Here is a 14,257-nt window from a genome sequence, read left to right as displayed (position 1 = left end):
TAATTTTACTTAGGTGGTTTTTTAAGGAAAAAAGAGTAGTAATGCAAAGTATCATAATCATCTTTTGAATATCTTGATCATTTAGGATAAAATGATCAAGATATTAATGGGATGAGCAAGATAAAGTGGGTGATGGCGATTAAGAAGTTTGATTATCAAAAACTCAATAATTTTAAATATACAAACACATTAATAAACAAACTAACGCAGATTTACAACCTTAGCGGAAAAACAGACAGTTATGAAACTAATTATCGCGATACTTTAAATAGATTAGTTGAAGTTGCTAAAGTTCAGAGTACTAGTGCATCTAATAGAATTGAAGGAATCTATACCACTAATGAGCGACTTAACAAAATTATGGAAAAAAAGACCGATCCTAGGAATAGAAGTGAGCAAGAAATCTCAGGCTATCGTAATGTATTGGAACTAATTCATGAGCAATATGATTATATACCGATAAATTCTAATTCAATTTTAGATTTACATAAAAGATTATTCGCTTATACTGATAGCACTTGGGGCGGACAATTTAAAGATAGTGATAACCAAATTATTACTGAATATTCTGACGGACGGCGAGAAGCTAGATTTAATCCACTATCTGCACTTCTTACACCGCAGTTGGTACAGGAGCTGTGTGATACTTATAATCAAGCTTTACAAGCTAATACTAATAGATTTTCTCCATTGATTTTATCGGGCGCATTTGTTTTTGATTTCGTGTCGATACATCCATTTCGAGATGGTAATGGCCGAATGTCTCGTTTGTTGATGTTGCTGACAATGTATAAAGCAGGCTTTGACGTAGGAAAATATGTTAGTATTGAAAAATCTATAGAAGATACTAAGTCAGAGTACTATCGAGTTTTAAAAGAGAGCTCGGTCGGTTGGATGGATAATACCAATGATTATTTACCATTCTTGGATTATTTTTTAAGTGTAGTTTTGGAAGACTATCGTGAATTTAATGAGCTAATGAGCATTATTAATCAATCAGATTTACCTGTCGATAAACTTGTTTTGAAGACTTTGAGAAAGGCCTTGCAGCCATTATCTATCAAGGAAATTAATAATAGTATTCCCCAGTACAGTGAGATAACAATTCGTCGCGCGCTTAAAAAAATGCGAGAAGATGGCAAAATTGAGAAATTTGGTAACGCACGTGCAACGAAATATGGTTTGAAGATTAATAATTATTGAGATAGTAGAACAATGTAGTCTTAGAATGGACATCCTTAAGCATGACTTTATTCATAATAAAAGACAACTAAGTTGATTATTTACAGCTTAGTTGTCTTTTCATTTTATAGATATTAATTAGAATCTGTTTAAATCGTCAAGATTAAACAATTTTCCCGCATATTCTGAACTGATATCATCAGAATCCTTTAGTGCTTCCTTAATTTGATTGGAATTTAAATGATCAATGAGATAAGCCTTTAAAGCAGCGTTGGTCAGGTCATCTAAGTCAGTTCCGGTAATCTGAAGATACTTTTCTGCCAGTTTTTCTACTTTTCCATTTAATTCAATTTTTTTCCTACTCATTTTTCCACCTTCTAGTAATCGTTTCTATTATAACATTTTCGCTAGGTTGCAAGACGGCAAATTAATCATTTGCTGCCACACTTAAAAAATTGAAGCCCTTAGACAATTGGAGTAATATTTTAATTCAAAGAGATACAACAAAGTAGGACTTATTCAATGATTAACTTATCTACTAAAACTATATTAAAAATCAGGCAGTGGTCATTTTTCCGCGCCGCGCAAAGAACTCTAGTGATGTTAATGCCAATTGCTGTAATTGGAACATATTTTAATCTTTTTAATGATTTGATTTTCTCACCAGATGGCCTAATTTATAATATCTTTGGCCTAGATAAGATTATGACAGATCATTTTTGGTATGCAGGCTCGTTTGTTTGTCGTGGCATGATTGAAGTTACCTTTGGCGTTTTTGGTATTTACGCCAGCTTTTTTATGGCGCGATACACGGCGCGAATCTACCACAAAGATTCCACAATGTCGGGAATCGCTGCGGTTTTAATCATGCTTTTTTGCTCATATGCAACAAGCAATAGTCGGCCAAGACATGGCTCTTTTACAGGTGGTTTTTTACAAATAAATGCACTTTTTATTGCGTTGCTTGTTGGATTTGGTGTAGGACAAATTTTTCATTTATTCGGTAAAAATTATCAGCAAGTGGAAAATGAGGACACGAAGTGGCTACGACGACGGGTTTGGAATGCTACCTTGCCATTTATGATATCCATTGCTTTTGGAATTTTGCTTGGTATTGCTCGCTATGAGTTACAAATAAAGGTGCTTGATACGGCAAGCTTTAGTGAATTAGTTGGTCGAATGCAAACGACTAATAATTTGGCAGAAGTGTTGTTTTTGTCGGCAATAACAACACTCTTGAACTGGATGGGGATTGGCTATCCAATTCACGCACTTTCCGGCACAACGAGTAATGCATATACAGCCGAAAACTTAACCTATGCGTTTCAGAACGGTAGCTCTTGGAATGTGCCTTACAAATTTCTAGGCAGTTCTTTAATCAAAACATATGGCACGATGGGTGGTGCCAGTGTGATTTTGGCAATTATTGTTGTTTTACTTATGCGGCGCACGAAGAAAAACAATGAAGCCAATGTTGCCATTGCAAAAATCAATTTGTTACCGGTAGCGTTTGGCTCAAGCTTGGGCTTTTCGGCGGGCTTGCCGGTAATTCTTAATCCACTCTTTGTTCTACCTAGTGTCATTATTCCATTGGTTAATATGGCGTTGGCTGGGCTAGCGATTAGTTTACACATGATTCCAGTATGTGCTTATCCAATATTGAAAGGAACGCCTGGAGTGTTGCTTTCCTTTTTTGGCACTAATGGCAATTGGGGGACTTTATGGTTTACTATTGCGCTTTTTGTACTCGATGTTTGTATCATGTGGCCGATTATGAAAATTAATGAACAGGTTGAGGAAATGTTAAAAGCTGGGAAAGGAAGACAGTTCTAATGCAGGTACGAAATAATCCTAATTTTAAATGGCTGCTGATGCTAGTGGCGTTGTTAGTAGTGATTGCCATTCCCAGTTATTATTGGATGGAAAAGGAGAATAATGCGCACGCAGAGCGTAGTCGCTCGCTGCTTTCACCAGTCATCATGGTACCCGGCTCGAGTGCCACAACTGAGCGCTTTAATGAACTAATTGATCAGCTGAACAAAACGACAATGAATGAGCATAGTGTTCTCAAAGTTACTGTTTCACGTGAAGCAAAATTATCGTATAGTGGTTCGATTAATAAGAATGATCAGGAACCGATAATCATTATTGGTTTTGCCAATAATAAAGACGGTTATGCCAATATCAAAAAACAGGCTTTTTGGCTAGACGTTGCCTTTACGTCTTTGATGCAAAATTATAAATTTAATAACTTTAAGGCGTTTGGGCATTCAAATGGTGGTCTTATTTGGACATACTGGTTAGAACACTACTATGCGCAGTATTCTGATGATGTAAGGATTAAGCGGTTGATGACGTTGGGAACACCTTATAATTTTACTGAAAATAACATCAATAACCGTACACAAATGCTAGCCGATTTTATTAAAAATCGTACAGCACTTCCAGAAAACTTGAAAGTCTACTCATTATCTGGTGGTAAAAGCTATGAATCGGATGGAATTGTGCCAGAAACTAGTGTTGCCGCAGGTAAGTTTATTTTTCAAAAACAGGTCAAATCTTACACGGCAATGACGGTCACTGGCGAAAAGGCAGACCACTCGGATTTGCCACAAAATAAACAGGTAATACAAGCCATTCGGGAGTATTTGCTAAAAAAACCTGATAGACCTGGGAGACCAGAAAAAAATTTAAAGCCAAGAAGAAGGAGAAGTAATCGATGAAATATCATGAACAGCCAACTAAGATTGAAGTTATCGGTGGCAAAGTTAATAACTTAAAGAACATTAATGTTGATATCCCACTACATAAATTCGTGGCAATCTCAGGCTTGAGCGGTTCAGGGAAATCGAGTCTCGCAATGGGGATTCTTTATTCAGAGGGAGCACGACGTTATCTCGATTCACTTGCAGCTTATACTAAAAGGCGGATTAGTCAGGTCGGTAGGGCACAGGTTGATGAAGTGCGTCATATTCCTTCTGCACTTGCTTTGCGCCAACGCCCAACTATTCCTGGTGTTCGGTCAACCGTAGGCACAGTAACAGAGGTTTTTAACGTCCTACGTTTGATTTTTTCACGCTTGGGCTCACCTGTATGTCCTAATGGGCATAGATTAGCGCCAACCATTAAAATTGCTGAAGCGATGGACTTAACTGGAGAGGCAATGGGACGTGTTACTTGTCCAACCTGTGGTGTTCAGTTTTATGCTTTTAGTGCTGAAGACTTTGCTTTTAACTCAGATGGTGCATGTCAAAAGTGTCAGGGGTTAGGAACCGTTGAACAAATTGACGATGATAAGATTATTGCAGATGAAAATCTATCATTGGAAAATGGCGCAGTTGCCACATGGCAAATCCCCGGAAGAAATTGGATGTGGCGCATTGCCCGTGAGCTAGGTGTTCGGACAGATGTTCCGTATAAAGAATTGTCCGAGGATGAAAAAGAAATTGTTTTACACGGTGAGGAACGGAAAATACCAGTTGATATTCCAACTTCGACTGGGCGAGTTTATCACCTTGACGCACTTTATGAAAATGCCTATAACGCTGTCGCAAATTCACGCAAAACGACTAAGTCTGAACGTGGTTTAGAAAGAATCAACTCTTTTTATCGTTTCAAGCCTTGTCCACGCTGTCACGGCTATCGGATTGATCCAAGTCGCTGGAATCAGTTGGTGGCAGGGAAGAACATTATCGAGGCCGAACAACTTACGCTGGGTGAGTTAGCAGACTATTTAAAGAAAATTATGGCATGGCTTCCAGCAGACATGCATGATTTAGCTGAAAACTTAACTGGTGAACTGATGCATCAGGTTAAACCGTTACTAAAATTAGGTCTAGACTACTTAAGCTTAGATCGTCAAGCTAATAGCTTATCTACTGGTGAGTTGCAACGGATTCAGCTTGGTCGGACCTTGAGGACAGAGACGACAGGAGTGCTCTATGTTTTGGACGAGCCATCTGTCGGACTGCATCCAGATAATGTTGCTGGCTTAATTGAGGTCTTCCATGAGCTCGTCAACCAAGGTAATTCGCTTGTTGTTGTTGACCATGAAACTTCTATTATTGAGGCAGCTGATTGGATAATTGAAATTGGTCCTGGTTCGGGTTCAGAAGGTGGTCAAATAATTGCGCAAGGAACCCCGAAAGAAATTGAGCAAACTAATACTTCATTAATAGGGCAATATTTAACTGGGGATGCACCGTTATATGTAAGAAAAAGTGCTAAACCTGATGATCTTTTTAAAGATGGCACGATTGCTTTAACTGTTAATAAGCGCTTCAACTTGAAAGATGTCCATGCTGAGATACCAGTTGGACGCCTTACTTCTGTTACAGGTTTTTCCGGTGCTGGAAAAACGACTTTGATTCTAGACTCACTTTTACCAGCTCTAAAGGCTGAAAAAGAAGGCAGTGCTAAACCTGAGTGGGTGACTAGTCTTACAAGCAATGGCATCAAAAATGTAATCAGCGTTGACTCGTCACCTGTTGGTAAAAACCAACGTTCCACGGTAGCAACATACACAGACATTATGGATAACTTACGTAAGTTATTTGCACAGCAACCACTAGCTAAAGAATTGAAATATCGTGCCTCCCATTTTTCTTATAATAATAAAGAAGGAGCATGTCCGGCATGTGGTGGAACTGGGGTAATTTCACTTGATATTCAGTATTTACCGGACATGGTGGAAACATGTTCTGTATGTGGCGGCCACCGTTTTAATCAAGATGTTTTAAGGGTTAAATGGCATGATTTAAGTATTGCGGACGTGCTGGATTATTCAGTTGATGATGCATTGAAGGAAAATCTTTTTGGGGATGAACCCAAAATTGCTAAGACGATTGAAACTCTGCATGATATGGGGTTAGGTTACCTTCACTTAGGAGAATCAACGCCAGCATTATCAGGTGGAGAAGCACAACGATTGAAATTAACCAGCCATATTCACCGCCAACAAAAGGGCAGCCTCTTTGTTTTTGATGAGCCAACCGTGGGTTTGCATCCAAGCGACGTTAGAACGTTGCTGCAGGTTTTTCAAAAATTGTTAGACCAGCATGCAACAATCATTACAATTACACATGACCTCGATATTATGGCCAATAGTGATTATATGATTGACATGGGTCCGCGTGGCGGATTGAACGGTGGAAAAATAATTGCCTGTGGGACACCTGTGGATATTTCACACCAAAAAGATAGTTTAACGGCAAAATATTTGCGTGAGCACATAAATTTATATCAAAAATAAACCAAAGTCTAGGCCTTGTAGTAGTCGTAAACGCGATTACTGCAAGGTTTTTTGCTACAAAAGAAATTTCACAAATAAAATGTGGAAAAGTTTTGCAAAAAGGTTGCATTCTGTGGATAACCTGTTAGAATATTATATGTAAGCAATTAGCAGTCGAACACATCGAGTGCTAATTACAGATTTTATCCTATAAAGGGGTGCATATTTATGGCATATTTTGACAACGAATTTGATAATTTATTTAACGAACTTAACAACTCTTTCTTTAACGATGATAATAATGGCTCTATCCCAGTTCACTATTCAAGCATGAACATTTCTCCACAAGGAATTAATCAGAGCGAACAAATGCCTGGTCAACCAAAAAAGGAGAAACCAATTGGTGTTGACCTAGTTGAACAAGCTAAAAACAATAAATACGATCCGGTAATCGGTCGTGATGAGCAAATCCAAGAAGTAATAGAAATTTTGAGTAGACGTAAGAAGAACAATCCTGTTTTAGTAGGTCCTGCCGGAGTTGGTAAAACTGCAATTGTTGAAGGCCTAGCTCAAAAGATTGCACAAGGTGATGTTCCTGATAAGATGAAGGACAAGCATATTATTGCAATTAATATTAATGACATGGTTGCAGGCTCAAGTCTACGTGGTAGTTTTGAAGAGCGCCTGAAGAAAGTCATTGATGAAGCAAAGAAGAACCCTAACATCATCTTGTTCATTGATGAAATTCATAACATTGTTGGTGCAGGTTCAACAGATTCTGAAAACAATAGTGGTGATGCCGCAAACATTTTGAAACCTGCTTTGGCAAGTGGCGACTTAAACTTAATCGGTGCAACTACAACAGGGGAATACCGTAGAATTGAAAATGATGCTGCTCTAGCACGTCGTTTCCAACCAGTCCAAGTTCCAGAACCTTCAACTGATGTAACTGTTAAAATTCTGGAAGGGTTAAAGAAAAAATACGAAGACTATCACCACGTTAAATACAGTGACAGTGCTTTGCGTTTAGCAGTTGAATTGTCACAACGGTATATTCAGGGACGCTATTTACCTGATAAAGCAATCGATTTAATGGATGAAGCTGGTGCTAAAAAAGGTCTCGACAGCGTTCCAAGTGATGAAGCCACTCTGAAAAAGAGAATTAGCAGCCTTGAAAGAGAAAAAGCAGAAGCAGCTAAAAATGAAGACTATGCAAAGGCAAGCGACTTGAAGAAGAGAATTGAAAAACTTCAAGAACAGGCCGAGCATATTGATGAAACTGCAACACCAAAGGTAACTGATCAAGATATTTACGCTTTAATTGAAGCTAAGACCAAGATTCCAATGAGCGAATTGCATGCTAACGAAAGTCAAAAGAATCTCAACTTGGCTGAAAAATTGAAGAAAGCTGTTATTGATCAGGACAACGCTGTTGATGTTATTACTGATGCAATTGCTCGTAAGCAAGTCTTCAAAGATAACAATCGTCCTACTGGTTCATTCTTATTAACTGGACCAACTGGAGTGGGCAAGACAGAATTGGCTAAGCAACTTGCTATTCAATTATTTGGTGGCGAAGATCACCTAATTCGGCTTGATATGTCAGAATATCAAGATCAAATGGCAGTTAACAAGTTAATTGGTTCCGCACCTGGCTACGTTGGTTATGGTGAAGGCGGCCAATTGACTGAAAAAGTTCGCCACCAACCATACAGCTTAATTCTGTTCGATGAAATAGAGAAAGCTAACCCCCAAGTCTTCAACGCATTATTGCAGATTATGGATGATGGACGTCTGACAGATGCTCAAGGCAGAACTGTTTCCTTCAAGGACACAATTCTAATTATGACCTCAAACGCTGGTTACTCTGACAACTTGTTAAAAGATGGTAAAGTGGATCACGATAAGATGATTAAGGCTTTAGAAGCATACTTCAGACCAGAATTTTTGAACAGATTAGACGCAATTGTGCCATTTAATTCATTGACTGAAACTGACATGACTAAGATCATCGACATTTACCTAAAGAAGATGTCACATGTCTTGGCAAAGAAAGATGTTAAAGTTGAAGTTTCTGATGATGCTAAAGCTTACTTCGCTGAAAAAGGTTATGACAAGAAATTTGGTGCACGTCCTCTTCGTCGAGTAGTTGAACAAGACATGGAGACGCCAATCGCTAAATTATTGCTAAAAGAGCCAGATACTAAAGAAGTTAAATTTACTGCTGATGATAAGCATGTTTATCTCAATGGTGAAGTAATTTTAGATATTGAGCCAAAAGCTGATTCAAATGATGAGCAAACTGAAGCTGAAGAAACAAAAGAATAATTGTTGCTTAAAAGTCATTCCGAAAGGAATGGCTTTTTTGCTTTATAAACTTTTTACGAGTAAATAAGGTGGTGTTTCACGTGTGACATTTTTGACGGAGAGACTCTTAGAATTAATCTTTGGAAAGCTGTTGACAGTAGTAAAATTATGGTTTACATTAGTTAACAATTAAATAATAATTAAAAGTTAAAAAGAGATTTTTAACTGATGTTTTTAAGGAAAAAGTAGGAGCATTGCTATGAAACAAAAAGTAGAAGACCTTGACTGGAAAAATTTAGGCTTTGTTTATCGCGATTTACCATATCGTTATGAGGCTAAATATAGAGACGGCGAGTGGCAAGAGGGAAAATTGATTGAAGATTCTACTCTTGTTCTTTCCGAAGGTGCAGAAATTTTGCACTACGGTCAAGAAATTTTTGAAGGATTGAAGGCTTATCGTAGAGAAGACGGTAAGATTAACTTGTTTCGTCCCGATGAAAATGCGCATCGATTTGCGTTATCTGCTGAGCGTTTGGCAATGCCACCATTTCCAGAAGATCGCTTTGTTGAAGCCGTTAAGCAAGTAGTTTTAGCAAATAAGGAATATGTACCACCTTATGACAGTGGCGCAACACTCTATTTACGTCCCTTTATGATTGGAACATCCAATGTTTTGGGTGTCCAGGCGGCCAATGAATATACCTTCCGCATTTTTGCTGTTCCGGTTGGCGCTTATATTAAGGGGCTTAACCCAGCAGATTATATTGTTAGTGAATATGACCGTGCTGCTTATGCTGGTACGGGTCAAGCAAAGACCTCTGGTAACTATGCCAGCAGTTTGCTGCCATCAGTTGAAGCTCATAAAAATGGCTTTGCGGATTGTTTATATCTTGATCCACGAGAGCACAAATATGTTGATGAATTTGGTGGCGCTAATTTTTACGGTATTACCCAAGAAGGTCAATTTGTTACACCAAAATCTAAATCAATCTTGATCTCAATTACCAAGAGGTCACTGCTGGAACTAGCTAAAAAGCAGGGCTTAAATCCAGTGGAAAGACAAATCACTTTAGAAGAAGCCTTTAACATGAAAGAAGCTGGAGCTATGGGCACTGCGGCAGTTATTTCACCAGTGGGTTCGATCACTTATGAAGGTAAAAAACATGTCATTTACAGTGAAACAGAAACAGGTCCAGTAACAACTAAACTCTATAATGAGCTAGTTGATATTCAATATGGAAAGCAAGAAGGTCCAGAGGGCTGGGTCCAAACAATTGATTAATTAAAATAGAAAAGGTGCCGAGATATCAAATCTCGGCACCTTTTTAATTGGCAATGTTCTTTAGAACCAGTTCTAACATTTTTGGAAAACTCTTATCAGCAGGTAGTGATTTATCCGCAAACCAACCAGTTCCAACATTTACAATGTCGCCGATAGTTAAATCACGAAGATAGCGACTAGCAAGCAACTGCTGCTTTGGTTCTGAATATTCAGTAGCCAATAGTTGATTTATCAAAGAGCGTAGCTGCTCAAAGGCTGCAGTTACTTCGGGATAAGCATTAGTCCGAGGCATTTTTAGAACTAGCTGAGTTAGTTTGAAATGCTTAAGTGCAAGTGAGCGGAACTCTGTAGCCAAAGCGATAATGCCCTTGATTCCTGTTTGCCCAAAGATTTTTTGTTGAAGTTGCTGACTTACTTGGTTGATAGCCCAAGCAACGACACAATAGCTTAATTCTTGTTGATTAGAGAAATAACTATAAAGTGCTTGTGAGCGTGTACCTAATTGTTGGGCAACTAGCGAAAAACTTAGTTCACTACCTGATTCGATTAAAGAAACGCTAGTTTCAATGATTTTTTGTTTGGATAAAATTTGACGTGGCATTATTAACCTCTAATAGACTTGACTGTTACAATATGTAAACTATAATTACATATTGTAAATATAGTTTAGTGTTTAATATTTAAGAAGGCAAATATAATGAAAATTTTTCTATTATTGCTAATCGGTTTGGTGATAGGCACTCTTGTTATCCTGTTTGGTGGGGGTGGTGCCGCAATTTATTTGGGAATATTAACAGGTTTATTTGGCTTAAAAGCTGCAAGTGCTTCGGCAACTTCATTAATGACCGCTTTACCTTCATTAATTATTGGCGCATGGAGCTATTATCGTCAAGGAAAAATTAATACTAAAATTGGTAATCAAATGTTATTGGCAGCAATTCCTGCTGTAATAGTTGGTGCACTCTTATCAAAATATATTCCTGCTAATTTGTACAAATGGTTGATAAGCATAGTCTTAATTTTACTTGGCATCAACATGCTCATCCAAAAGAAAAATAAGACTTCGGATTCAATGCATAAGCAAGGTCATGCCAGATTGCAGGCAAGTTTATTCGGGATTTTTGGTGGACTAATGGTCGGTGTTGCAGGAATGAGCGGAGGAGCTGTAATTATTGCTGGACTGTTTTTGCTTGGCTTAAAGGACTTTCAGGCAACAGCAACCTCAACTTATGTTTTAGTATTTATGACCGCTACAGGTGCGCTGTTTCACATTGCAGGAGGTCAAGTAGAATGGGCAGCCGGACTACCATTAATGATTGGTGCATTAGTAGGAGCAATCATTGCTCCCAAATTGGCGCAACTACTGGCAAAAACAAAGATCACAAAGTATATGAAGCCAACTACTGGAGTGTTATTAATACTGCTAGGTGCTAAGTCTTTACTATAAAAGCGCAAAATAAAAATTGCTAATGGTGGGGTTACTTAGCAAAAATATTTCCTGGGAAATAGCTAATTTTTGTTAGAACTTTTTTAAAAAGTAATATAATAGGGTTAGGTTAATGAAACTAAGAATGATTTATTTTGAAAAGAGTGCAAAATGAAAAAATTAGTTAGAGATAAGATACCGGAATTTGCCACAGAGGCTACATATCGAGAGCTGCCTAAAGAAGAAATTGAACTAGCCCTTAAAAATAAGTTGATTGAAGAGACGCAGGAAGTTGTTGAAGCTAAGACAGAAGACAATCTGATTGAAGAATTAGGTGATGTCTATGAAGTCTTAACAGCATATTTGAAATTTAAAGGCGTCAGTCAGGAAGAATTTTTAAAACTAGTTGCAACAAAGCGTGATTATAAAGGTGGCTTTACTAAGTTCTTAGAAATGACGACTGAGGATTAGGTATTGAAAAAGTGGACTTTAGAGATGACATAATCTCTGAGGCCCACTTTTTATATACGCGTAGTAGCAAAATAACTAATAGTAATTAAGTAAGCTTAATAATAGGTATTTTTAATTTCATACTTTTTGTTAAATAATTGAGTGTATAAAAGATATAGATATTGTGATTTAGAGAAAGAAAATAAATGAAAAGTATTAAAAATCATTTTTTTGAAGGCGAAAGGATCCTTTTTGGACTTAATGATGCAGAATTAGACGGAGTCACTTTTGGTCAAGGGGAGTCTCCACTCAAAGAAGCAAACAATATTAAAGTGAAAGATTCAGTTTTTAAATGGAAGTATCCACTCTGGTATGATCAAAATGTTGAGGTGGAAGATTCTGTCTTTGAAACGATGGCTCGCAGTGGCATTTGGTACACAAAAAACATTTCTATTAAGAACTCTTCTTTACAAGCTCCTAAATTATTTAGACGTGCACAAAAAATCACGTTGGACAATGTTCATTTTGCTAATGCGGAAGAGACTATGTGGTCCTGTAATGACCTTAAAATTACTAATAGTCAAATTAGTGGCGATTATTTTGGCAAAGACAGCAAAAACATTTACTTAGATCATGTCAGTATAATTGGCAATTACGCTTTTGATGGTGCAGAAAACATTGAAGTACATAATTCAACTTTTGTTGCTAAAGATGCTTTTTGGAACTGTAAAAATGTAAAAGTTTATGATTCAACTATTGATGGAGAGTACTTAGCATGGAACAGTGAGAATGTTGAGTTTATTAACTGCAAAATTATTAGCAGTCAGGGCCTTAATTATATTAACAATTTAAAGTTAAGAGATACTCAGCTATTGCATACAGATTTAGCTTTTGAATATGTTCCAAATATAGATGCTGAAGTGACTTCGAAAATTGATAGTGTTAAAAACCCAATTTCTGGAAAAATTTCTGCTCCTGTAATCGGCGAATTAATTATGGATAAGTCAAAAATAGATCCCGCTGATACAAAGATAGATTGTGATAAGATTGAATTGAACACAAATCAGTCAGATCGGAATCAGGAACCAAAGGATTAATAATGAAAGCTAATTACGATTTTGTTAATGTGCCAGATAGAAGAAAAACAGACTCTGTTAAGTGGGACGTTGCATCAAATGAACTACCAATGTCAATTGCTGACATGGATTTTAAAACAGCACCAGAAATCATTGATGCAATGAAGAAGAAAATTGAACTAGGTGTATTCGGTTATGAATGGCCTAAAGATGATTATTTTAATGCAGTGGCCAATTGGTATGCAGAAGAGCATGGACACCGTCCACAACAAGAATGGATGATTTTCACTACTGGTGTAGTGCCAGCAATTTCATCGATTGTTCGGCGAGTTTCACATATCGGTGATAACGTTCTAGTTCAAGCACCCGTTTATAATATTTTTTACAATTCAATTGAAAATAATGGGCGACATGTTTTGTCCAGTGACTTGGAATTTGATGATGAAAACTATGAAATTAACTGGGAAGACCTTGAACAAAAATTAGCTTTACCACTTACCACTTTAATGATTTTTTGTAATCCTCATAATCCAGTTGGTAAAGTATGGAGCCAAAAAGAAGTTCAGAAGGTTGCAGACTTATGTTTTAAACATCACGTAGTGCTCCTATCTGATGAAATTCATGGTGACTTGGTACGCAAGGGACCAGGGTATACGCCTGCTTTTTCGGTTGAGGGTGCTTCACGTGAGTGTGTTATTTCGCTAGTCTCACCAAGTAAGACCTTTAATGTTGCGGCTTTACATGCGGCAACTGCAGTGGTGCCAAATGATAACTTACGTGAGACTGTCAATCGTGGTCTGAATAGTGAAGAACTTGCAGAGCCTAATTTACTGGCTATTCCAGGGACAATTGCTGCATATGAGCATGGTCATGATTGGTTACAAGCATTACTGAAGCAATTAAACACTAATTTTGCTTATACTGAGAAATTTATTAGTGAAAATATTCCAGAAGTTAAGGTGGTATCAGGTAATGCAACATATTTAATTTGGCTTGATGTGCGTCAAATTACTTCGAATTCGCAAAAGCTAGCAGAATACTTAGATAAGGAAACAGGACTAGTTTTATCCCCAGGAAGTATTTATCGCGGCAATGGTAATGATTTTCTACGCATGAATCTCGCTTATCCTTTGGCCATGGTTAAAGATGGCTTAGGGCGACTAAAAGAGGGAATAGTAAATTATTCTAACGAAGCATAAAAAGACGACTATAGCGTTGGCTGTAGTCGTCTTTTGAGTAGGTCTTAATATATTCTTGGGAGTATAACAAGTTTTTTAGTGTGATTAGAAGCTTTTGAAAAGATA

At 37.5% G+C, this 14,257-nt stretch carries 12 protein-coding genes; 10 read left to right on the top strand and 2 right to left on the bottom strand.

The annotated features are described in order from the left end of the window. Positions 1–111: 111 nt before the first annotated feature. Positions 112–1,203, top strand: coding sequence for a Fic family protein (locus H3T48_RS02015; protein WP_198188148.1), 1,092 nt, complete (start codon positions 112–114; stop codon positions 1,201–1,203). 117 nt (positions 1,204–1,320) lie between these two features. Here the strand turns inward: H3T48_RS02015 and H3T48_RS02010 are convergent, their stop codons facing one another. After that, positions 1,321–1,548, bottom strand: coding sequence for a hypothetical protein (locus H3T48_RS02010; RefSeq protein WP_109715989.1), 228 nt, complete (start codon positions 1,546–1,548; stop codon positions 1,321–1,323). Positions 1,549–1,704: 156 nt separating this feature from the next. Here H3T48_RS02010 and H3T48_RS02005 point away from each other — a divergent pair, with 156 nt between their 5' ends. The 5 genes from H3T48_RS02005 to H3T48_RS01985 all read left to right on the top strand — a co-directional run bounded on the left by H3T48_RS02005 (position 1,705) and on the right by H3T48_RS01985 (position 10,001). Next, the gene (locus H3T48_RS02005; protein WP_198188145.1) at positions 1,705–3,015 is read left to right on the top strand and encodes a PTS sugar transporter subunit IIC; all 1,311 of its coding nucleotides are present in this window, start codon (positions 1,705–1,707) and stop codon (positions 3,013–3,015) included. Further along, positions 3,015–3,905, top strand: a complete 891-nt coding sequence (locus H3T48_RS02000) for an alpha/beta hydrolase (protein ID WP_198188143.1) — start codon at positions 3,015–3,017, stop codon at positions 3,903–3,905. Before H3T48_RS02005 ends, H3T48_RS02000 begins: the two co-directional genes overlap by 1 nt. Continuing rightward, positions 3,902–6,433 carry an excinuclease ABC subunit UvrA gene (locus H3T48_RS01995; protein ID WP_198188141.1) on the top strand — a complete coding sequence of 844 codons (2,532 nt, stop codon included), beginning with the start codon at positions 3,902–3,904 and terminating at the stop codon, positions 6,431–6,433. Before H3T48_RS02000 ends, H3T48_RS01995 begins: the two co-directional genes overlap by 4 nt. Before the next feature lie 207 nt (positions 6,434–6,640). Next, complete coding sequence (locus H3T48_RS01990) at positions 6,641–8,740, top strand: ATP-dependent Clp protease ATP-binding subunit (RefSeq protein WP_109715985.1); 2,100 nt, start codon at positions 6,641–6,643, stop codon at positions 8,738–8,740. 238 nt (positions 8,741–8,978) lie between these two features. Beyond that, positions 8,979–10,001 carry a branched-chain amino acid aminotransferase gene (locus H3T48_RS01985; RefSeq protein WP_198188139.1) on the top strand — a complete coding sequence of 341 codons (1,023 nt, stop codon included), beginning with the start codon at positions 8,979–8,981 and terminating at the stop codon, positions 9,999–10,001. Between the two features lie 43 nt (positions 10,002–10,044). On the opposite strand, the gene H3T48_RS01980 is transcribed toward H3T48_RS01985, so the two are convergent. Continuing rightward, a complete protein-coding gene (locus H3T48_RS01980) occupies positions 10,045–10,602 on the bottom strand; it encodes a TetR/AcrR family transcriptional regulator (protein ID WP_074426190.1) in 558 nt (185 codons plus the stop codon). A gap of 96 nt (positions 10,603–10,698) precedes the next feature. Between H3T48_RS01980 and H3T48_RS01975 the strand changes: the two genes are divergently transcribed. From H3T48_RS01975 to H3T48_RS01960, 4 genes are all read left to right on the top strand, one after another. Next, entirely contained in the window at positions 10,699–11,448 is a 750-nt protein-coding gene (locus H3T48_RS01975) for a sulfite exporter TauE/SafE family protein (RefSeq protein ID WP_198188137.1), read from the top strand. Positions 11,449–11,598: 150 nt separating this feature from the next. Continuing rightward, entirely contained in the window at positions 11,599–11,898 is a 300-nt protein-coding gene (locus H3T48_RS01970; protein ID WP_198188135.1) for a nucleoside triphosphate pyrophosphohydrolase, read from the top strand. A gap of 185 nt (positions 11,899–12,083) precedes the next feature. Continuing rightward, the gene (locus H3T48_RS01965; RefSeq protein ID WP_198188134.1) at positions 12,084–12,974 is read left to right on the top strand and encodes a DUF3737 family protein; all 891 of its coding nucleotides are present in this window, start codon (positions 12,084–12,086) and stop codon (positions 12,972–12,974) included. A gap of 2 nt (positions 12,975–12,976) precedes the next feature. Next, positions 12,977–14,152: a MalY/PatB family protein gene (locus H3T48_RS01960; protein ID WP_198188133.1), complete on the top strand. Its 1,176-nt coding sequence runs from the start codon at positions 12,977–12,979 to the stop codon at positions 14,150–14,152. Positions 14,153–14,257: the final 105 nt, after the last annotated feature.

This window comes from Lactobacillus sp. M0403, from assembly GCF_016101265.1.
Taxonomy (GTDB): Bacteria; Bacillota; Bacilli; order Lactobacillales; family Lactobacillaceae; genus Lactobacillus; species Lactobacillus apis.
This window is presented reverse-complemented; position numbering and strand designations above follow the sequence as displayed.

Coding starts and splice junctions, on each gene's coding strand:
- H3T48_RS02000 (WP_198188143.1), top strand. CDS start 3,015: ATGCAGGTACGAAATAATCCTAATTTTAAATGGCTGCTGATGCTAGTG.
- H3T48_RS01960 (WP_198188133.1), top strand. CDS start 12,977: ATGAAAGCTAATTACGATTTTGTTAATGTGCCAGATAGAAGAAAAACA.
- H3T48_RS02005 (WP_198188145.1), top strand. CDS start 1,705: ATGATTAACTTATCTACTAAAACTATATTAAAAATCAGGCAGTGGTCA.
- H3T48_RS02010 (WP_109715989.1), bottom strand. CDS start 1,548: ATGAGTAGGAAAAAAATTGAATTAAATGGAAAAGTAGAAAAACTGGCA.
- H3T48_RS02015 (WP_198188148.1), top strand. CDS start 112: ATGAGCAAGATAAAGTGGGTGATGGCGATTAAGAAGTTTGATTATCAA.
- H3T48_RS01980 (WP_074426190.1), bottom strand. CDS start 10,602: ATGCCACGTCAAATTTTATCCAAACAAAAAATCATTGAAACTAGCGTT.
- H3T48_RS01995 (WP_198188141.1), top strand. CDS start 3,902: ATGAAATATCATGAACAGCCAACTAAGATTGAAGTTATCGGTGGCAAA.
- H3T48_RS01990 (WP_109715985.1), top strand. CDS start 6,641: ATGGCATATTTTGACAACGAATTTGATAATTTATTTAACGAACTTAAC.
- H3T48_RS01965 (WP_198188134.1), top strand. CDS start 12,084: ATGAAAAGTATTAAAAATCATTTTTTTGAAGGCGAAAGGATCCTTTTT.
- H3T48_RS01985 (WP_198188139.1), top strand. CDS start 8,979: ATGAAACAAAAAGTAGAAGACCTTGACTGGAAAAATTTAGGCTTTGTT.
- H3T48_RS01970 (WP_198188135.1), top strand. CDS start 11,599: ATGAAAAAATTAGTTAGAGATAAGATACCGGAATTTGCCACAGAGGCT.
- H3T48_RS01975 (WP_198188137.1), top strand. CDS start 10,699: ATGAAAATTTTTCTATTATTGCTAATCGGTTTGGTGATAGGCACTCTT.